Raw genomic sequence first — 19,296 nt, 5'->3', positions numbered from 1 at the left:
GTTTGGCGCCGCTGGGTCGACTAGGTAGGCTGTCTCAGTGCCCCGATTCTGCGTGGGCTGAACAGACCAACTACTGCAGGAGTGTTTCCGTGGCGAGCGTGTGCGACGTCTGTGGCAAGGGGCCGGGCTTCGGCATGTCGGTCTCCCACTCCCACCGGCGCACCCACCGCCGGTGGAACCCGAACATCCAGACCGTCCGGGTCCCGGCCGGTGGCGGCACGACCGTGCGCAAGCAGGTCTGCACCTCGTGCATCAAGGCCGGCAAGGTCGTTCGCGGCTGAGACCGTCCGCCGAAAACGCGTAGCCCTCGCGGCTACGCGTTTTTTGCTGTCTTCACAGCATTTTCGCGAAGTACATCGACCCCGCGTCCGCCGCGTAGTGACCGAACGGCGCCGTGGCCGCGTACCCGGCCGCCCGGTACAGCGCCACCGACTCGGGCTGCTGGTCACCGGTCTCCAGGATCACCCGCTCGTAGCCGGCCTCGGCCGCCGTGCGTTCCAGGTCCGCGAGGATCATCCGGGCGATGCCCCGGCGACGGGCCTCCGCGCTCACGAACATCCGCTTGATCTCCGCCGTACGGATCTCCGCCGTACGGGAGCCATCGCCGGGCGGGGCGTGGTCGCGCCAGCCGCCGCAGCCGACCGGCGTGTCGTGAACCCGGGCGATCACGAACCGGCCACGCGGTGGCGCGAACTCCAGCGGGTCGACCGGCGTCTCGTCGTGGCCGCCGTACCGGGTCAGGTACTCGTCCTGCACGGCCGCGATCAATAACGACGCCTCGGGCGAGTCGTAGCTCGCGGGTCGGAGGCTGACGGAAGTGGCGGCGAAGGTCACCCGTCCACGGTGCCACACCGATCGGGTGGTGCCACTCGAGCGCGAACTTCTAGCTCGCCCGGGCCTCCGGGGCCCCGGCCCGTCGCGGCGACCAGAGCGCGGACCCGATGCTGGCCCCGCGCCGCCGCCGGTGCGCACCGGTACTGCGCCGCGGCCGCGCCTGCTCCTCCGCGACCGGCTCCGACGGCGTTTCCGCCGCTACGTCCGTGTCAACCGGAACGTCCGCGTCTGCCGCTACGTCCGCTACGTCCGCCGGAGCGTTCTCGACGGCGAGGACCACCTCGGCGGTGGGCAGGTCGGCGCTGTCGCGCCGCTGCTCCTCGACCGCGGCCGGAGCCGCCGGAACGGTGGCCGACGTCGCCGGAGCGGCCGCCACAACGTGCATGTCGTGGACGGCGAGCTGCTTGCGGCACTGCAGCGCGGTCGGACGGGCCGACGGGTCGAGCGCGGTCATCGCCCGGATCAGCCGGCCCAGCGGCGCCGGCGTGTGGTCGGGGACCACCGGCTCGCGGTGCAGCCGGGCCATCGCGGCCTCGAGCTGGCCGCCGGGGTACTCCCGCTTGCCGGTCAGGCACTCCAGCAGCACCAACCCGAGCGCATAGACGTCGCAGGGCGGCCCGACCGGGCCGCCCTGGATCTGCTCCGGCGCCAGGTACGGCGCGGTACCTACGACCACGCCCGACCCGTCGCTCTCCTCCGCGCCGGTGGGATGGGAGATCCCGAAGTCGGCCAGGAACACCCCGCCGTCGTCCCCGCATAGGACGTTCGACGGTTTCACGTCCCGGTGCACGATCCCGCGCGCGTGCACGTGGTGCAGCACGTCGGCCAGAACGGCCCCGATCCGGACGACGTCCCGCGGCTCCAGTGCCCCGGCCGCGATCCGCCGGCTGAGCGTCCGGCCCTCGACCAGCTGCAACACCAGGTATTCGCGGTCGTCGTGCCAGCCGGCGTCGTAGAGGGCGACCAGCCCGGGGTGGCTCAGCGTGGCCAGCAGCCGGGCCTCGTCGCCGCAGCGGCGGTCGGAGTGTGCGCCGGCGCGGTGCCGGAACTGCTTCACCGCGACCTGGCGCCCCAGTCTGAGATCACGGGCCCGGAACACGTCCGAGGCGCCGCCACCACCGAGGCGTTCATCGATTTCGTAGCGACCATCGAGGACGAGAGCTGGCGCGGAGGAGGTCTCGATCGCCGTCACAGTCCACCCTGCCCCTCGTCCATCGCCGATCGCTGCCATCGCCCCTTGGGCCGGATTAGCCCCGGGTCCAGCGGACGAAACGCCGACTTCGACGCAAGCCTCCACCAACCCCAGAACACAAAAACGCCCAAATTACCCATCGGCGACCATAGCGGTCTCTTGAGACGAAGGTCACGCGAGGGGTGGGGCGAACTCAGCGGAAGTGATCGAAGCCCTGGTCAGAGCTGGGCTGGCCGTCGACATAAACGCCCCGACCGCGCACCACCCGGCCGAGCGTCAGCCATGGGGCGGGCAATTCGGTTCCGGCGGGAAACGACGCGATCAACGCGTGATCCTCGCCCCCATCCAGCAGCCAGCGCACCGGGTCGACACCGAGCGCGGTCGCCGCGTCACGCATCTGTGGCGTCACCTCGAGCACGTCGGTCGTGATCTCGATCGAGACGCCGCTGGCGACCGCGATCGCCCGCAGGTCGGCGACGAGCCCGTCGCTGACGTCACACATCGCGGTCGCGCCGAGATCGGCCGCCGCCGGACCGGCCGCGTAGGGCACGACCGGGAACCGGTGCGCGTCGACGAGCGCCCGCGGGGTGCGAAAGCCCCGGGAGAGCACCGCCAGCCCGGCCGCCGACCAGCCCACCCGCCCGGCGATCGCGACGACGTCCCCCGGCTTCGCGCCCGACCGGGTGACCGGCTCGCGGCCGCGCATCGAGCCGAGCGCGGTCACCGCGATCGTGATGCCGTGGTCGGTCCGCACCAGATCGCCGCCGACGACACCGGCGCCGACCAGCTCGCACTCCTCGCGCAGGCCGTCGTAGAACGCGTCGACCCAGGCCGTCTCGGTGTCGCCGGGCAGCGCCAGACCGATCAGCAGCGCGGTCCCGATGCCGCCCATCGCGGCGACGTCGGCCAGGTTCTGGGCCGCGGCCTTGCGTCCGACGTCCCGCGGCGACGACCAGTCCTGCCGAAAGTGCCGGCCTTCGACCAAGACGTCGGTGGTCGCCACGACCCGGCCGCCGCGGACCGCCACCAGCGCCGCGTCGTCGCCCGGCCCCAGCAGCGTCACCCGGCTCTCCGGCAGCCGGGGGAACACCCGCTCCAGGAGTCCGGCCTCCCCGATGTCCGACACGGTCACCGCGCCCACCCCTCACTCACCCGGATGCCCGCCCCCGCCGTGAGCTGCCGCAGCCTGCGGTAGCGTGCACCCGTCCTACCATCCGTCGTTCCGGCACGGACGGTGTCGAACGGCCTTACAGGGAGCGTGTCCGTGGTCCAGGCATACATCCTCATCCAGACCGAGGTCGGCAAGGCCCGGGATGTTGCCGCAACGGTCAGCGACCTTCCCGGCGTCGTCCAGGTGGACGCGGTCACCGGGCCGTACGACGTCATCGTGCTGACGCAGGCCGACACGGTCGACGAGCTGGGTTCGCTGGTCGTCAGCAAGGTGCAGAGCGTCGCCGGCATCACGCGCACGCTGACCTGCTCGGTCGTGCATCTCTGACGATGGCCACCGCTACCTCCGAGCGAAGCCGGGCCGCGGTCACCGCGACGCTCATCGCGTTGCCGCTGGCGCTGCTCGCCGGTCTGGGCTGGTTCTGGCTGTCGGGCGGGTTCGCCGACGACGACGAGCCGGCCGCGACCGGCCCGGTCACCGTCGATCTGAGTTCCGACACGACGGTGACCGAGCAGACCGAGACCGTCTGCCGGGCGCTGCTCGCGAACCTGCCTACGACGCTGGGCGAGCACGCCAGCCGCCCGGTGAACCCGAAGTCGGCGGTCGAGCGGGCCGCGGTCTGGGGCGACCCGGCGATCGTGCTGCGCTGCGGCGTCGGCAAGCCGGCGACGACGGCCGGCAGCGCCGGCCAGGTGCTCACCATCAACGGCGTGTCCTGGCTGGTCACCGAGGGGAACAAGGTGACCTGGCTGCGCGCGCTGAACCTCAGCGTGGCGATCGACGTCCGGCTGCCCGCCCCGTACAACGTCGGGCAGCCCCAGTCGCTGGTGGGCCCCCTGAGCGCGCCGATCACCGACTCCGTCCCCGCCGCCAAGTAGTCGTCAGCGCAGCCCGGAGCCGCGGGCGACCGCGGTCCGCACCAGGCGGCCGACCAGCTTGTCGAACGGGAGACCGGTCTCGGCCCACATGCGGGGGAACATCGAGATCGGCGTGAAGCCCGGCATCGTGTTGATCTCGTTGACGATCAGCCCGCCGTCGGGCGTCACGAAGAAGTCGACGCGAGCCAGCCCGGCACAGCCGAGGGCCGTGAACGCCCGCCCGGCCGCGTTCCGCAGCGCGGCCGTCACGTCGGACGGCAGGCCGGCCGGGATGTCGAACTCGCAGGCGTCGTCGAGGTACTTGGCCTCGAAGTCGTACCAGTCGTGATCCGGGCTCACCAGGCGGATCTCGGCCGGGAGCGACGCCTCGGGCGGCCCGCCGAACTCGCCCTCGAGCACGCCGCACTCGACCTCGCGCCCGACGACCGCGGCCTCGACCAGCACCTTCGGGTCGGTGGCGCGCGCCGCGTCGAGCGCCGCGTCGAGCTGCGACCAGTCGGTGACCCGGGTGATGCCGATGCTCGACCCGCCGCGGGCGGGCTTCACGAACACCGGCAGCCCGAGGCGGTTCTTCTGCTCGTCGGAGAGCGAGCCGCCGTCGCGGAGCACCACGTAGTCGCCGACCGCCAGACCCTCGGCCGCGAGCAGCTTCTTCGTGTACTCCTTGTCCATCGCCGCGGCCGACGCGAAGACGCCCGACCCGACGTACGGCAGCCCGGCCATCTCGAGCAGGCCCTGGATCGTGCCGTCTTCCCCGTACGGCCCGTGCAGCACCGGGAACACGACGTCGACGCCTTCGAGCACCTCGCCACCGCGCGACGGCTCGGCGACGATCAGGCCGCCCCGGGTCGGGTCGCCGGGCAGCACCACGTCGGCGCCGTCCTTGACCGTGGGTAGCTCCCGGCCGGAGGCGCGCAGCGCGGCCGGGTCGTCGGGGGCCAGCACCCAGCGGCCCTCTCGCGTGATGCCGACCGGGATCACGTCGAACTCGTCCCGGTCGAGGCCGGCCAGCACGGCTCCCCCGCTCACGCAGGAGATTTCGTGCTCGGTACTGCGTCCGCCGAAGACCACGGCGACGCGGAGCTTGCTCGTCACCCGGCAGACCCTACCGGTCGGGCGCCAGCGGTATCACCCGGCGAGAGCGGCGTCCAAGGCGACCGTGAGGTCGGCCACCAGATCGGCCGTGTCCTCGATTCCACAAGAGATCCGGACGAATCCCTCCGGAACGACGTCACCGCCCCACTGCGCCCGCCGATCGATGCCGGTGCGGACGTCCCCGAAGCTCGTCACCGCGGCGGCGAGCCGGGACGCGGCCAGCATCCGCTCGACGAACGCCGCATCGGGCAGCACGGCCGAGAGCACGCCCCCGAACCGGCGCATCTGCTTCGACGCGACCGGATGGGCGGGGTCGTCCGGAAGCCCTGGGTAGCGCACCGCGGACACCTCGGGCCGCGCGGCCAGCAGCGACGCCACCGCCAACGCGTTCGACGCCTGCCGCTCGAGACGCAGATCCAGCGTCGCCAGCGACCGCAGCGCCAGCCAGGCCTCGAACGGCCCGGGGATCGCGCCGGTCCACGACCGCCACTGCCGGATCCGCCCGGCGAGCGCTTCGTCCCGGGTGCTGACGTGGCCGATCAGCAGATCACCGTGCCCGGAGAGCGCCTTGGTGTCGCTGGCCAGCACCAGGTCGGCGCCGAAGTCGAGCGGACGTTGCCCGAGGGGCGTCGCCGTGGTGTTGTCGACCGCGACCAGCGCACCGGCCGCGTGGGCCTCGGCACAGACGGCGGCCAGGTCGCAGACGTCCATACCGGGGTTGCTGGGCGTCTCCAGCAGCACCAGGGCCGCGCCGTCGAGCGAGTACGGCCCGGGGGTCGGCGCCTGCCGGACGGTCACGCCGAGCGCGTCCAACCGGTCGAGGGCCAGCGGCCGGGTCGCGTAGTAGCCGTCCGACGGGATCACGACCGTGTCGCCGGCCGTCAGCAGTCCGAACAGGACCGCGGAGATCGCCGCCATGCCGGACGCGAACGCGGTCGTGTAGACGCCACCGCCCTCGAGCTCGCCGATCGCCCGCTCGAGGTCGCGGTAGGTCGGGTTGTCGGCCCGGCCGTAGCTGTCGCTGGCCCCGGGCCCGAGGTGGAAGATCGAGGACAGCACCGGCCCGGGCCGGGCCGGCTCCCCCGCCACCGCGTCCCGCTCTCCGGCGTGCGACGCGAGCGTTCCGTCGCCGGGGACGCTCACGACCGGCGCTCCGGCTTCGGCTCGCGTCGCATCAGGTACTTCATGGCGACGGCGGGCGCGATGCCCTCGTGGCACACCTGCACGACCTGCTCGGTGATCGGCATCTCCACCCCGGCCGCGGCGGCCAGCTCGGAGATCGACAGGCACGACTTCACGCCCTCGGCGGTCTGCTTGGTGTGCGCCACCGCCTGCTCGAGCGTCTCGCCCCGGCCCAGCCGCTCGCCCAGCGTCCGGTTGCGGGAGAGCGGGGACGTGCAGGTCGCGACCAGGTCGCCGAGCCCGGCCAGCCCGGCGAACGTCAGCGGGTCGGCCCCGAGCGCGACGCCGAGCCGCGCGGTCTCGGCCAGCCCGCGGGTGATCAGCGAGGCCTTGGTGTTGTCGCCGAACCCCATCCCCTCGGCCATCCCGGCGGCCAGCGCGATGACGTTCTTCACCGCGCCGCCGAGCTCGCACCCGACGACGTCGGAGTTCGTGTACGGCCGCAGGTACCACGTCGTCGACGCCCGCTGCAGCAGCTCGGCCCGGGCCGTGTCGGTCGACGCGACGACGGTCGCGGCCGGCTGCTCGGACGCGATCTCCTTGGCCAGGTTCGGCCCCGACACCACCGCGACCCGGCCCGCCGGCACCCCGGTGACCTCGACGATCACCTCGGTCATCCGCTTGTGCGTGCCGAGCTCGACGCCCTTGGCCAGGCTGACCAGCGTCGAGTCGTCGCCCAGGGCGTCGACCCAGTGCTCCAGGTTGGCCCGGAGCGACTGCGAGGGGACCGCGAGGATCACCAGGTCGGCGCCGGACAGCGCCTCCTCGTGGTCGGCGGTGGCGGTGAGCCGGTCGGGCAGCCGGACGCCGGGCAGGTAGTCGCCGTTCTCCCGGGTCGCGTTGAGCGACTCGGCCAGCTCGGGGCGGCGGGCCCAGACCTTCACCTCGCACCCGGCGTCGGCCAGCACCTTGCCGTACGCGGTGCCCCACGACCCGGCGCCGAGGACCGCGGCCCGCACCGCGTCCGCGCTCACTGGGCCAGACCCTGGGCGGCCTCGGGGTCGTACAGCGGGCCGGTCGGCGCCGGTTCGCCGCGGACTTCGGCCAGGTCGTCCCGCAACCGCCGCATGATCACGTCGGTGATCTCCTTCAGTACCGCGCCGCTCGGCGGCGCGCCCTCGTACGCGGACAGGTCGACCGGCGGGCCCGCCGACACGGTGACCGGGGTGCGCGGCCGGAGCCGGATCTTCCCGTTGCGGTAGTCGTGCAGCGCGTGCGCGCCCCACTGCACGATCGGGATCACCGGGGCCCCGGTGTCCAGGAACAGCCGGGCCGCGCCGGTCTTGCCCTGCATCGGCCACAGATCGGGGTCGCGGGTGACGGTGCCCTCCGGATAGATCAGCGGGGCTTCCCCGGCGCGGATGCGGGCGGCGGCGGTCTGCAGCGCCTCGCCCGCGTTACGGGTCTTCCGGTACACCGGGATCTGGCCGGACGACCGGAGCACGGTGCCGACCAGCGGCACCGAGAACAGGCTCGACTTCACCAGCACCCGCATCTCGCGCGGCCGGTCGTACAGGAAGTGGGCGATGACCAGCGGGTCGGCCAACGAGGTGTGGTTCGCGACGAAGATCGCCGGCCCGGTGGCCGGGACGTTCTCGTACCCGAGCCACGTCCGCTTGGTGAACAGGAGAAGCAGGGGTCGAAGGATGACCTCCGCGAAACGAAGCCAAAATCCCCGGCGCACCGCAGTGCCGCCTCCTCGCCCTCTGCCGCACCCTGCAAGAAACCTCACCCTACGCCGCACGCGGGCCTTATTTCTGAATGGTGTGAGGATGGAGCTGTGACGGGATGGTCGATCGTGACGCCGGTCAAGCCTCTGGGTCTGGCCAAGAGCCGGCTGCGTGCGACGCTCCCGGCGGCCGCCGCGCTGTCCGCCTACTACCTCAGCGGCCCGGACCCGTTCGGCGCGCTGGACGGCGATTTCGGCCTGCCCGGCGACGGTGACGCCGACTGGCACGCGGCGATCGCGCTCGCGATGGCGCTCGACACGGTCACGGCCCTGCTCGGCGCCGTCCGCGTCGACCGCGTCGTCGTGGTGACCGACGATCCGGTGGCGACGGCCGCGCTCGGCGACCTCGGCGCGGTCTGCGTCCGCGACGCACCGGCCGACGGCCTCAACGCCGCACTGCGGCAGGGGGCCTCGGTCGCGGCCCTGTTGAGCGCGACCGACGGTCGCGGCCGGGCCGGCACCGCGTCCGTCGGCGCGGACCTGCCCGCCCTGAAAAGCACAGATCTGGACGCCGCCCTGCGCGCGGCCGAGCGCCTGGGCGCCCGCGCGTTCGTCCCCGACGCCACCGGCACCGGCACGACGCTGCTGGCCGCTCCGGGGCGGCTCGCGCTGGAGCCCGCCTACGGCCCCGGGTCGGCGCTGCTCCACGCCCGGGACGGCGCGCTCGACCTGACGAGCTCGCTGGTCGTCCCGTCGCTCCGGCAGGACGTCGACACCGCAGCCGACCTCGACGCAGTCCGGAGCCTCGGTTTGGGCCCTCGAACCGCGGCGCTGCTCGAAATCGGGGTCTCATCAGACGGACAGAAGGCACCAACCCCGGCGCGGACCGCACCGATCCACATTTAGAGTGAACACCGTGACGAGTATCCAGGGCACTGTGCGCCACTTCGCCCCGGATAGCCGGGACGGCAGCGTCCTGCTCGACGACGGCAGCGACGTTCCGTTCAGCACGGCGGCGTTCGACGCCGGCGGGCTGCGATTGCTCCGGCCGGGCCAGCGGGTCCGGCTGGAACGGGACGCCACCGGCGACGTGATCGCGGTGACGATCGTTACGTTCCCGAGCTGATTGGGATTTCTGGACAGGAAGCACCCGACAACGGGAAGGATGGGACCGTGAGCGCTCCGACCGACAGCACCGCGACCACCAGCGCCTCGGCGGCCCGGACGGCCCGTCAGCGAGACGCCAACGGCCGCTTCACCCCCCGCGGCCGCACCGCCTCCCCGTCCATCCCGAACGGCAGCACCCCGACCGAGGCCCCGGCCGAAGCCCCGGCCGGGGCCCCGGCCGAACCGCCGGCCGAGCAGGTGTCGGCCGCCGAGCGGGCGGCCGCCGGCGTGGCCCCGGCCGACCCGGAACCCGACCCGGGTGAGCTCGATGCGGGCACCCTGGGCGAGCCCGGCAACGGCCTGGCCGGCGTGAGCGCGGTCACCGCGTCGACCGCGGCCGCGGTCGCCGGGGACGCGACCGCGTCCGGCGTCGAGTCGGTGGCCGACAGCGACCCGACCTGGGACGTGCCGCCGGAGACGTTCCCGGTGCCACCGGCGGCCGAGCTCGCCGAGGAGATCGAACAGCTGGCCGAGGAAGATCCCTCGATCGACCAGCCGCTCCCCGACGGCCGGTTCCTCAACCGCGAGCTGTCCTGGCTCGACTTCAACGCCCGCGTGCTTGCGCTGGCCGAGGACCCGGCGGTGCCGCTGCTCGAGCGGGCCAAGTTCCTGGCGATCTTCGCCTCGAACCTCGACGAGTTCTACATGGTCCGGGTGGCCGGCCTGAAGCGCCGCCAGTCCACCGGCCTCTCGGTCCGGTCGGTCGACGGGCTCTCGGCGGGCGACCAGCTCGCGCTGATCGCCCAGCGCGGCGCCGAGCTGGTCGAGCGCCACGCCCGCTGCTTCTCCGACGACGTCCAGCCCGCGCTCGAGGCGGCCGGCGTCAAGATCCTGCACTGGGCCGAGCTCAACGACGACGAGCAGCACCGCCTGCACCGGTTCTTCCGCGAGCTGATCTTCCCGGTGCTCACGCCGCTGGCGGTCGACCCGGCGCACCCGTTCCCGTACATCAGCGGGCTCTCGCTGAACCTCGCGGTGGTCGTCCGCGACCCCGAGGGCGGGCAGGCCTCGGAGCGTTTCGCCCGGGTCAAGGTGCCCGACAACGTGCCCCGGTTCGTCGCCGTGCAGGGTGGGTTCCTGCCGGTCGAAGACCTGATCGCGGTCCACCTGTCGCAGCTGTTCCCGGGCATGCAGGTGGTCGAGCACCACCTGTTCCGGGTCACCCGCAACGCCGACCTGGAGGTCGAGGAAGACCGGGACGAGGACCTGCTCCAGGCCCTCGAACGCGAGCTGGCCCGGCGCCGGTTCGGGCCGGTCGTCCGGCTCGAGGTGGCCGCGAACGTCAGCGAGCACGTGCTCGAGCTGCTGGTCCGCGAGCTCGACGTCGCCGAGCAGGACGTGCTCCGGGTGCCCGGCCTGCTCGACCTCTCCGGGCTGTTCGCGCTGGCCGGCGTCGACCGGCCGGACCTGAAGTACGAGCCGTTCGTGCCCGCGACCCACCCGCGCTTCGCCGAGGGTGAGACCCCGCGCAGCGTGTTCGCGACGCTGCGCGAGGGCGACGTGCTCGTGCACCACCCGTACCACTCGTTCGCGACCAGCGTGCAGCGCTTCATCGAGCAGGCCGCGGCCGACCCGAACGTGCTGGCGATCAAGCAGACGCTCTACCGCACGTCCGGCGACTCGCCGATCGTCGATGCGCTGATCGACGCGGCCAGCGCCGGCAAGCAGGTCGTCGTCCTGGTCGAGATCAAGGCGCGCTTCGACGAGCAGGCCAACATCTCCTGGGCCAAGGCGCTGGAGCGGGCGGGCTGCCACGTCGTCTACGGCCTGGTGGGGCTGAAGACGCACTGCAAGACGTCGCTGGTCGTCCGCAACGAGAACGGGCGGATCCGTCGGTACGCGCACATCGGCACCGGCAACTACAACCCGAAGACCGCCCGGCTCTACGAGGACCTCGGCCTGTTCACGGCCGACCCGGACGTCGGCCGCGACCTGACCGACCTGTTCAACGTCCTCACCGGCTACTCGCGCCAGACCGACTACCGGACGCTGATGGTGGCGCCGTACGGCGTCCGCCGCGGGATCGTCGAGCGCGTCGAGCGCGAGATCGAGCACGTGAAGGCCGGCCGGCCGGGCCTGATGCAGCTGAAGGCGAACTCGATCGTCGACGAGGGCATCATCGACGCGCTGTACCGGGCGTCCCGGGCCGGTGTCCGGGTCGACCTGGTCATCCGCGGGATCTGCGCGCTGCGCCCGGGCGTGCCGGGGCTGTCGGAGAACATCCGGGTCCGGTCGATCCTGGGCCGGTTCCTCGAGCACTCCCGGGTCATCCGGTTCGGCAACGGCGCTCCCGGCACCGAGGCCGAGGAGTTCTGGATCGGCTCGGCCGACATGATGCACCGCAACCTCGACCGGCGCGTCGAGGCGATGGTGCGGGTCTCCGACGACCAGGCCAGGCGCATGCTCCGGTCGACGCTCGACACGTCGCTGGCCGCGTCGGCCGCCGGCTTCGACCTCGGGCCCGACGGCGCCTGGACCCGCCGCCAGGGGACGCCCGACCGCCCGCTGCGTGACGTCCAGGAAACTCTGCTGACCCGGATCATCGGCTGACGGGAACGGATTCCATTGCGCGAAGAAGAGCTGAAGTTCGGCGTCCACGGTCGTTTCGTCCTTCCGGACCTGACGGCGGCACTCGGCGACGGGCACCGGGTGGAGCCCCAGGGTCGCCAGACCCTCACCGCCGTTTACTACGACACCGCCGACCTTCGCCTGGCGCGCCTCGGGATCACGCTGCGCCACCGCACCGGGGAAGACGGGCCGCCCTGGCACCTGAAGCTGCCCAAGGGGGCCACCGCGGCCGGGGCGACCGTCCGCGAGGAGATCGCGGTCGACGGCCCGGCCGACACTCCCCCGCTGGAGCTGACCAGCCTGGTCACCGCCTGGGTCCGCACCGAGCCGCTGGTCGCGGTGGCGACGCTGCGCACCGACCGCGACCGGTACCTGATCCGCGACAAGAAGGGCACGCTGGCCGAGCTGGTCGACGACACCGTCGAGGTGTCCGAGGGCCGCGGGCTGCTCGCCGACTCCTCCGGCGTCCGCACGACGTTCCGCGAGCTCGAGGTCGAGCGGAAGTCCTCGCGCGGCGGCGCGGACGTCGTGATGGGCAAGACGGCCGAGGCGCTCGCCGCGGCCGGCGCCGCCGGTGGCGCGACGACGCCGAAGCTGGTGCGTGCGCTCGGCCGCCGGGCCACCGCACCGCCCGACCTGCCGGTCGCCGGTGAGCTCACCCCGAAGTCCTCGGCCGCCGACGCGATCGCGTTCGTGATGCGCCGGTCCGCCCGACGGCTGCTCGACTACGACGTCCGCGTGCGCCGGAACGAGAAGGACGCGGTGCACCAGGCGCGCGTCGCGTGCCGACGGATGCGCAGCGACCTCCGGACGTTCGGCCCGCTGGTCGACCCGGACTGGGCGGCGCCGCTCGACGCCGAACTGAAGTGGCTGGCCGCGGCCCTGGGCGGCCCCCGGGACGCCGAAGTCCTGCGGGCCCGGCTACGGTCGACGGCTGACACCGACCCACTCGCGCCCGTGGACGAGACGGCCATCCGACGGATCGACGCGATCCTCGAGACCCGCCAGCGTCGGGCGCTGGAGAATCTGGACGCCGCATTGAGTTCGGACCGCTATCCGGCCCTGCTTGACCTGTTGATCGACACCGTGCGCACCCCCCAGACCCACGACCTGGCCGAGCAGCGTGCGGTCTGGGTGCTGCCGTCGATGGTCGAGGTGGTCTGGGACAAGCTCGCGTCCAAGGCGGGCAAGCTGACGCTCGACGACCCGGACGAGACCTGGCACAACGCGCGGATCCGGGCCAAGCGCGCCCGCTACGCGGCCGAGGCCGTCGCTCCCGCGGTCGGGGCGCCCGCGACCCGGCTGGCCAAGGCCTGCGCGGAGGTCCAGGAGGTGCTCGGCGAGCACCAGGACGCCGCGATCGCCGCCGACGAGTGGCACGACATCGCGACCGCCCATCCGGACGACACCGACGTGGTGCTCACCTGCGGCCGGCTGATCGAGCGCGAGCGGGCGGCGGTGCGCGAGTCACGCGTCCACTTCCCGCCGGTCTGGGAACGCACCGACCGGCCGAAACTCACGTCCTGGTTGCGATGAGTACGGAGATCCGCGCGGCGGGGGGCGTCGTCTGGCGGACGGCGCCGGGCGGGCTCGAACTGGTGCTCGTGCACCGGCCGCGGTACGACGACTGGTCGCTGCCGAAGGGCAAGCTCGACGGCAACGAGCACGTGCTGGCCGCGGCCTGCCGCGAGGTGATCGAGGAGACCGGGCTGCAGCCGGTCGTCGGCCCGCGGCTGCCGTCGACGTCGTACCTGGTGTCGCCGCGGGGTCAGCACGACGGCCCGGCCGTGGTGCCGAAGGTCGTCGACTACTGGGCCATGCGGGCCGCCGGCGGTGAGTTCGCCCGCAACGACGAGGTCGACGGCCTGGAGTGGATGAGCCCGTCGCAGGCGGTCGAGCGGGTGACGCACGAACACGACGCGACCGTGATCCGCGCGTTCGCCGCGCTACCCCCGATCACCGGTTCGGTGCTGCTGGTGCGGCACGCGAAGGCCGGCGACAAGAAGACCTGGACCGGGCCCGACGCCGAGCGTCCGCTGGAGCCCAGCGGGCAGGCCCAGGCGGTCTGGCTGGGCGAGCTGCTGCCCTGGTTCTCGCCGGAGCGCGTGCACTCGGCCGACAAGGTCCGCTGCCGCCAGACGATCGAGCCGCTCGCGGCCGTTCTGGGCCTCGACGTCGTCACCGACCCGGTGTTCGACGAGGAGGCGTTCTGGGACGACTCGTCGGTGGTCGTCGCCCGGATCCGCGAGCTCGCGCTCAAGGGCGGGGTGACCGCGGTGTGCAGCCAGGGCGGGCTCATTCCCGGCGTGGTCTCCGAGCTCGCCGAGATCGACGACGCGGTGGTCGACGCCAATCCGGCCGCCCATCGCGACGGCGATCTGCGTAGCCGGAAAGGCAGCATCTGGGCGCTGCATTTCGCCGGCGAGCGGCTCGTGCGCGCCGATTACCTGGCGTCGATTCGTCCGGAGAGCTGAAAACGACGAACCGGGGTGTGAACCCCGGTTCGTCGTAGATCCCGGCTCGCGCGACCGGAAACGTCGCTTCCCCGCGACGTCTCGAAGGTCGCGCGCCCGGGTGTCCCGGTCGGATTCCGCGAATTACTTCTTCTTCTTGCCGGCCGGCTTCGCCTTCTTGCTGGTCGCCTTCGGCGCGGCGGCCTTGGCGGTCGCGGTCTTCGCCGGTGCGGCGGCGGGGCTCGTCTTCGTGGCCTTGGCCGGCGTGGACTTGGCCGTGGCCTTGGTGGCGGTGGCGGTGGCCTTGGCCGCGGTCGACTTGGCCGCGGTCGCCTTGGCCGCCGTGGACTTGGCCGCCGTGGCCTTGGCCGCGGTGGTCTTGGCCGCCGCCTTGGTCGCGGTGGTCTTGGCCGCGGTCGCCCTGGTCGCGGCGCTCTTGGCCGCGGTGTTCGCGCGCGCGGTCGTCGCCTTGGCCGCGGACGCCTTCGTCGCGGTGGACTTGGCGGCCGTCGCCTTGGTGGCGGTCGACTTCGCCGCGGTGGACTTCGCGGCGGTGGACTTCGCGGCGGTGGCCTTGGTGGCGGTCGACTTGGCCGCCGTCGCCTTCGCGGCCGTCGTCTTCGTCGCGGTGCGGGCCGGAGCCTTGGTGGCGGTGGCCTTCGCCGTCGACTTCGTGGCCGTCGATCGCGTCGCGGTCTTGGCCGGGGCCGCCTTCGTGGCGGTCGCGGTCGCCTTGGTCGCGCGGGTCGGGGTGCCGTTGACCGAGCGGGTGGCGGTCGTCCGGGCCGACGCCGGACGGGCCGCGCCGTTGCGGGCGGCCGTGGTGCTGCGGGTCGCGGTGGCGCGGGCGGTGGTGCCGGTGCTGCGGGTCGCGGCCGCGACCGGAGCGGACGTCGAGCCGGAGACCGCGGTCGACCCGGTGGACCCCGCCGACGCGGCCGGAGCCACCGGCGCCTTCGTCATCTTCTTGGTGCCGGTCACGATGTCCTTGAAGCCCTGCCCGGCCTTGAACGCCGGGGTGAAAGTCTTCTTGACCTTCACGGTCTCACCGGTACGGGGGTTGCGCGCGGTCCGCGCGTTCCGCACCCGCTTCTCGAAAGTCCCGAAGCCGGTGATCGCTACTCGGTCGCCACGGGCGACCGCCCGCTGGATCTCCTCGATCACGCCGTCGAGGGCCGCGGTCGCGGAACGACGGTCGCCGAGGCGCTGCACGAGCGTCTCGATCAGTTCGGTCTTGTTCACTAGTTCCCCCTCGAAGTGCGCATCCTAGGACGAATGCGCGCAGGCCGGACGCCTCGGCGCGAACGTTAGGCCCGCTTTCGAGAATGCACAATGACCATTGAGGGACGAATTTCGTTGTGTCGTAACGGTTTCGGGCGGTTGGGAGCTGATTTACGCGTGAGAAGCGCTGTTCGCCGTCGAAAAAGATTCGGCCGGAATCCGTTGCGAACAACGGATTCCGGCCGTGTCGAACCGGTTGAAGGCCTTACTTCGCCGACGTCAGCGTGCGCGGCAACCAGGCCGGACGCTTCTCTTCGAAGGCATCGACGGCATCCGCGTGCCGCAGTGTGAGGCCGATGTCGTCGAGTCCTTCGAGCAGCCGCCAACGGCTGTAGTCGTCGAACTCGAATTCCTCGACGCGGTCGCCGACTCGCACCTGCTTGGCTTCCAGATCGACGGTCACCGGGGTCGTCGGATCGGCCTCGATCGTCTTCCAGAGCGACTCGACGGTCTCTTCCGGGAGAACGACGGTCAACAGACCGGCTTTGAGCGAGTTCCCCCGGAAGATATCGGCGAACCGGGGCGAGATCACGACCTTGAAGCCGTAGTCCATCAACGCCCACACCGCGTGCTCACGCGAGGATCCGGTACCGAACTCCGGGCCCGCGACCAGCACGGTCGCGTTCGCGTATTGGGGCTGATTGAGCACGAAATCGGGGTCAGCGCGCCAGGCCGAGAACAATCCGTCCTCGAAACCGGTGCGGGTGACCCGCTTCAGGTAGACCGCCGGGATGATCTGGTCCGTGTCGACGTTGGACCGGCGCAGCGGCACCGCGGTGCCGGTGTGCGTGGTGAATTGCTCCATCGTTCTTCTCAGCTCCTCGTCGGCGGCAGGTCAGCGGGCGCGCTCAGGTGCCCGGTGATCGCGGTCGCGGCGGCCACCAGCGGCGACACCAGGTGGGTGCGACCGCCCTTGCCCTGGCGTCCCTCGAAGTTGCGGTTGGAGGTGGAGGCGGAGCGCTCGCCGGGCGAGAGCGTGTCCGGGTTCATGCCCAGGCACATCGAACAACCGGCCTGCCGCCACTCCGCGCCGGCCTCGTTGAAGACCTTGTCCAGGCCTTCGGCCTCGGCCTGCTGCTTCACCTGCATCGACCCCGGTACGACCAGCATGCGGACGCCGTTGGCGACGTGCCGCCCGTCGAGGACCTTGGCCGCGGCCCGGAGGTCTTCGATGCGGCCGTTCGTGCAGGAACCGAGGAAGACCGTGTCGACCGTGATGTCGCGCAGCGGAGTGCCCGCGGTGAGGCCCATGTACTCGAGCGCGCGCTCGGCCGCGGTGCGGGCGACCGGGTCGGTGATCGCGGCCGGGTCGGGCACGTTCTCGCCCAGCGGCAGCCCCTGGCCGGGGTTCGTCCCCCAGGTGACGAACGGCGTGAGCGCGTCGGCGTCGATCTCCACCTCGACGTCGAACGTGGCGTCCTCGTCGGTGGGGAGGCTGTTCCAGTACTCGACCGCGGCGTCCCAGTCCTGACCCTGGGGCGCGTGGTCGCGGCCCTTCAGGTAGGCGAACGTGGTCTCGTCGGGCGCGATCATGCCCGCGCGGGCGCCGGCCTCGATCGACATGTTGCAGATCGTCATCCGGCCCTCCATCGAGAGGTTCCGGATCGCCTCGCCCCGGTACTCCAGGACGTGGCCCTGGCCGCCGCCGGTGCCGATCTTGGCGATCACCGCGAGGATGATGTCCTTCGGCGTCACGCCCTCGTTCAGGCTGCCCTTGACGTTGATGGCCATCGTCTTGAACGGGCGCAGCGGCAGCGTCTGGGTCGCCAGCACGTGCTCGACCTCGCTGGTGCCGATGCCGAACGCCAGCGCCCCGAAAGCGCCGTGCGTCGACGTGTGGCTGTCGCCGCAGACGACGGTCATGCCCGGCTGGGTCAGGCCCAACTGCGGGCCGATGACGTGGACGATGCCCTGGCTGGCGTCGCCCATCGGGTGCAGCCGGACGCCGAACTCGGCGCAGTTCTTCCGCAACGTCTCGACCTGGGTGCGGCTCACCGGGTCGGCGATCGGCTTGTCGATGTCGACCGTCGGGACGTTGTGGTCCTCGGTTGCGATCGTGAGGTCCGGGCGGCGGACCGGCCGGCCGGCGAGGCGAAGACCCTCGAACGCCTGCGGGCTGGTCACCTCGTGGACGAGGTGCAGGTCGATGTAGAGCAGATCCGGTTCGCCCGGCTGCGAACGCACGACGTGTGCGTCCCAGACTTTCTCCGCAAGCGTTCGGCCCATGTCAGGCTCCCAACCTCATGACTTCCTGCGATGTGGGATGGTAGTTTCGTCTTGTGGGACAGACTATCAGCGGTGTCGGGGTACTCGACAAGGCCGTGGCAATCCTCGAGGCCACCGTCGACGGCGCCAGCCTGGCCGAGCTCGTCGAGCGGTCCGGCCTGCCCCGCGCGACCGCGCACCGGCTCGCGCAGGCCCTCGAGGCGCACCGGTTGCTGGTGCGCGACGAGGCCGGGCGCTGGCGTCCGGGCCCGCGGCTCGCGGAGCTGGCGAACGCGGCGCCGGACGCGTTGCTGACCGCGGCCGCCCCGGTGCTCTCGCAGCTGCGGGACGCGACCGGCGAGAGCACACAGCTCTACCTGCGGAGGGCCGACGAGCGGATCTGCGTGGCCGCGGCCGAGCGGTCGAGCGGCCTACGTGACACGGTGCCGGTCGGTACCGCGCTGCCGATCACCGCCGGGTCCGGCGCGCAGGTGCTGCTCGCCTGGGAGCCGCCGGAGTCGGTGCTTCCCTTGCTGCCCCGGTGCCGGTTTTCCGGGCGGACGCTGGCCGAAGTGCGGCGTCGCGGGTGGGCGTCGAGTGTCGCGGAGCGCGAGCCGGGGGTGGCGTCGGTGTCGGCGCCGGTGCGTGATCGTCAGGGGCGGGTGATCGCGGCGATCTCGATCTCGGGGCCGATCGAGCGCCTGGGCCGCCGTCCGGGCGAACGTCACGCGGTACAAGTCATCCGCGCCGGCCAACGGTTGTCGGGACTTTAAGGCCGAGCGCGTCCAGAACGACGCTGGCAGGCGAGCGCGCCTCCTTATGGCGCTTCGCTGATGCCACGGCGTCGGCGCGCTCGACTGCCAGCGCCGCCCTGGACGCGCTAGGTGGCACCACCGTTGTTGGGAAGACGAAGGGCCTCGGCTTCGCCGAGGCCCTTCGTCGTACGTGCGGGTGAGTTCGTGCGGTTCAGTTCGTGCGGGTCAGTTTGTGCGGCGACGGCGGCGGGCGGCCGCTACCAGGCCGGCGCCGGCTAGGACGGTCGCGCCGCCGATGGCGCCCAGGGCGGCGCCGTCCTTGCGGCCGGTGACCGGCAGCTGCGGCTGGTTCTCTCCTCCGGTCGGGCCGGCCGGCGGCGAGCTGCTGGGGACCTGCGGCTGGTTCCCGCTCTCCTCACCCGGCGTCTCGCTCGGCGAGGACGACGGCGACTCCGGCGTCACCGGCTGCGTGCCGGTCTCCTCCGGCGGGGTGGTCTCCGGCACCTCCGGCGGCGTGGACGCCTGCGGCTGCACCGGGTTGGCTCCCGACTCCTCGCCCGGCGTCTCGGGCACCTCGGGGCCGGTCGACGATCCCGGCTGCACGGGGTTGGCTCCGGACTCCTCGGCCGGTGGGCTGGCCTCGTTCGGCGTGGCCGCGAGCGGAGCGCCCGGCCGCCCCACCAGCGCGGCCGCCTGGGCCGCCGTCGTGCATTCGGCAGCGAGAGCCGTTCGGGTGGAGGAGCACTCGTCCGCGTTCGCGGTCGGCCCTCCCGCCAGAACGAATGCGACGACCCCCGCTCCCACGGTCGCAGCGCCTGCATATGCGAGACGTCGGAACCTGGGCTT

The 19,296-nt window shown here is 72.4% G+C and carries 20 protein-coding genes; 9 read left to right on the top strand and 11 right to left on the bottom strand.

What is annotated here, in order from left to right:
* Positions 1-89: 89 nt before the first annotated feature.
* Positions 90-281, top strand: a complete 192-nt coding sequence (gene rpmB / locus FL583_RS15120) for a 50S ribosomal protein L28 (RefSeq protein WP_035857150.1) — start codon at positions 90-92, stop codon at positions 279-281.
* 52 nt (positions 282-333) lie between these two features.
* Here rpmB and FL583_RS15115 read toward each other — a convergent pair whose 3' ends face one another.
* The 3 genes from FL583_RS15115 to FL583_RS15105 form a co-directional block, all read right to left on the bottom strand.
* Positions 334-834 (bottom strand): GNAT family N-acetyltransferase, encoded by a 501-nt coding sequence (locus FL583_RS15115; RefSeq protein WP_142705258.1) that lies wholly within the window; start codon positions 832-834, stop codon positions 334-336.
* Positions 835-883: 49 nt separating this feature from the next.
* Positions 884-2,026, bottom strand: coding sequence for a serine/threonine-protein kinase (locus FL583_RS15110; protein WP_170323654.1), 1,143 nt, complete (start codon positions 2,024-2,026; stop codon positions 884-886).
* 193 nt (positions 2,027-2,219) lie between these two features.
* Positions 2,220-3,158, bottom strand: a complete 939-nt coding sequence (locus FL583_RS15105; RefSeq protein WP_142705256.1) for a thiamine-phosphate kinase — start codon at positions 3,156-3,158, stop codon at positions 2,220-2,222.
* Between the two features lie 132 nt (positions 3,159-3,290).
* On the opposite strand from FL583_RS15105, the gene FL583_RS15100 reads away from it, so the two are divergent.
* Positions 3,291-3,524 carry an Lrp/AsnC family transcriptional regulator gene (locus FL583_RS15100; RefSeq protein WP_142705255.1) on the top strand — a complete coding sequence of 78 codons (234 nt, stop codon included), beginning with the start codon at positions 3,291-3,293 and terminating at the stop codon, positions 3,522-3,524.
* A gap of 2 nt (positions 3,525-3,526) precedes the next feature.
* Positions 3,527-4,075 (top strand): DUF3515 family protein, encoded by a 549-nt coding sequence (locus tag FL583_RS15095; protein WP_142705254.1) that lies wholly within the window; start codon positions 3,527-3,529, stop codon positions 4,073-4,075.
* A 3-nt stretch (positions 4,076-4,078) separates the two neighbouring features.
* On the opposite strand, the gene FL583_RS15090 is transcribed toward FL583_RS15095, so the two are convergent.
* The 4 genes from FL583_RS15090 to FL583_RS15075 are packed head-to-tail and all read right to left on the bottom strand — an operon-like array spanning position 4,079 to position 8,036.
* On the bottom strand, positions 4,079-5,170 hold the full coding sequence (locus FL583_RS15090; protein ID WP_142705253.1) for a D-alanine--D-alanine ligase family protein: 1,092 nt from the start codon (positions 5,168-5,170) through the stop codon (positions 4,079-4,081).
* Between the two features lie 33 nt (positions 5,171-5,203).
* Entirely contained in the window at positions 5,204-6,313 is a 1,110-nt protein-coding gene (locus FL583_RS15085) for a cystathionine gamma-lyase (RefSeq protein ID WP_142705252.1), read from the bottom strand.
* Positions 6,310-7,326: an NAD(P)H-dependent glycerol-3-phosphate dehydrogenase gene (locus FL583_RS15080; RefSeq protein ID WP_142705251.1), complete on the bottom strand. Its 1,017-nt coding sequence runs from the start codon at positions 7,324-7,326 to the stop codon at positions 6,310-6,312. Before FL583_RS15080 ends, FL583_RS15085 begins: the two co-directional genes overlap by 4 nt.
* The gene (locus FL583_RS15075) at positions 7,323-8,036 is read right to left on the bottom strand and encodes a lysophospholipid acyltransferase family protein (protein ID WP_205752153.1); all 714 of its coding nucleotides are present in this window, start codon (positions 8,034-8,036) and stop codon (positions 7,323-7,325) included. Before FL583_RS15075 ends, FL583_RS15080 begins: the two co-directional genes overlap by 4 nt.
* Positions 8,037-8,132: 96 nt before the next feature.
* Between FL583_RS15075 and FL583_RS15070 the strand changes: the two genes are divergently transcribed.
* The 5 genes from FL583_RS15070 (at position 8,133) to FL583_RS15050 (ending at position 14,230) form a co-directional block, all read left to right on the top strand.
* Positions 8,133-8,927 carry a CofC family guanylyltransferase gene (locus tag FL583_RS15070; RefSeq protein WP_142705249.1) on the top strand — a complete coding sequence of 265 codons (795 nt, stop codon included), beginning with the start codon at positions 8,133-8,135 and terminating at the stop codon, positions 8,925-8,927.
* A gap of 19 nt (positions 8,928-8,946) precedes the next feature.
* Entirely contained in the window at positions 8,947-9,147 is a 201-nt protein-coding gene (locus FL583_RS15065) for a hypothetical protein (protein ID WP_142705379.1), read from the top strand.
* 161 nt (positions 9,148-9,308) lie between these two features.
* Positions 9,309-11,738: an RNA degradosome polyphosphate kinase gene (locus tag FL583_RS15060; protein ID WP_420843145.1), complete on the top strand. Its 2,430-nt coding sequence runs from the start codon at positions 9,309-9,311 to the stop codon at positions 11,736-11,738.
* A gap of 15 nt (positions 11,739-11,753) precedes the next feature.
* Positions 11,754-13,292: a CYTH and CHAD domain-containing protein gene (locus FL583_RS15055; protein ID WP_142705248.1), complete on the top strand. Its 1,539-nt coding sequence runs from the start codon at positions 11,754-11,756 to the stop codon at positions 13,290-13,292.
* A complete protein-coding gene (locus tag FL583_RS15050) occupies positions 13,289-14,230 on the top strand; it encodes an NUDIX hydrolase (RefSeq protein ID WP_142705247.1) in 942 nt (313 codons plus the stop codon). Before FL583_RS15055 ends, FL583_RS15050 begins: the two co-directional genes overlap by 4 nt.
* 123 nt (positions 14,231-14,353) lie before the next feature.
* On the opposite strand, the gene FL583_RS15045 is transcribed toward FL583_RS15050, so the two are convergent.
* The 3 genes from FL583_RS15045 to leuC form a co-directional block, all read right to left on the bottom strand.
* Entirely contained in the window at positions 14,354-15,451 is a 1,098-nt protein-coding gene (locus FL583_RS15045; protein WP_142705246.1) for an HU family DNA-binding protein, read from the bottom strand.
* Positions 15,452-15,695: 244 nt separating this feature from the next.
* On the bottom strand, positions 15,696-16,295 hold the full coding sequence (leuD, locus tag FL583_RS15040; protein ID WP_142705245.1) for a 3-isopropylmalate dehydratase small subunit: 600 nt from the start codon (positions 16,293-16,295) through the stop codon (positions 15,696-15,698).
* Positions 16,296-16,303: 8 nt separating this feature from the next.
* Positions 16,304-17,716, bottom strand: coding sequence for a 3-isopropylmalate dehydratase large subunit (gene leuC / locus FL583_RS15035; protein WP_142705244.1), 1,413 nt, complete (start codon positions 17,714-17,716; stop codon positions 16,304-16,306).
* A gap of 65 nt (positions 17,717-17,781) precedes the next feature.
* On the opposite strand from leuC, the gene FL583_RS15030 reads away from it, so the two are divergent.
* The gene (locus FL583_RS15030; protein WP_142705377.1) at positions 17,782-18,468 is read left to right on the top strand and encodes an IclR family transcriptional regulator; all 687 of its coding nucleotides are present in this window, start codon (positions 17,782-17,784) and stop codon (positions 18,466-18,468) included.
* 207 nt (positions 18,469-18,675) lie between these two features.
* Here the strand turns inward: FL583_RS15030 and FL583_RS15025 are convergent, their stop codons facing one another.
* On the bottom strand, positions 18,676-19,254 hold the full coding sequence (locus tag FL583_RS15025) for an LPXTG cell wall anchor domain-containing protein (RefSeq protein ID WP_142705243.1): 579 nt from the start codon (positions 19,252-19,254) through the stop codon (positions 18,676-18,678).
* Positions 19,255-19,296: the final 42 nt, after the last annotated feature.

Source organism: Cryptosporangium phraense, from assembly GCF_006912135.1.
GTDB lineage: Bacteria > Actinomycetota > Actinomycetes > Mycobacteriales > Cryptosporangiaceae > Cryptosporangium > Cryptosporangium phraense.
The sequence above is the reverse complement of the archived record's forward strand: the minus strand, read 5'-3'. Positions and strand labels throughout refer to the sequence as shown.

Excerpts from the sequence above, each read along its gene's own strand:
- FL583_RS15095 (WP_142705254.1), top strand. The coding sequence starts at position 3,527 with ATGGCCACCGCTACCTCCGAGCGAAGCCGGGCCGCGGTCACCGCGACG.
- leuC (WP_142705244.1), bottom strand. The coding sequence starts at position 17,716 with ATGGGCCGAACGCTTGCGGAGAAAGTCTGGGACGCACACGTCGTGCGT.
- leuD (WP_142705245.1), bottom strand. The coding sequence starts at position 16,295 with ATGGAGCAATTCACCACGCACACCGGCACCGCGGTGCCGCTGCGCCGG.
- FL583_RS15050 (WP_142705247.1), top strand. The coding sequence starts at position 13,289 with ATGAGTACGGAGATCCGCGCGGCGGGGGGCGTCGTCTGGCGGACGGCG.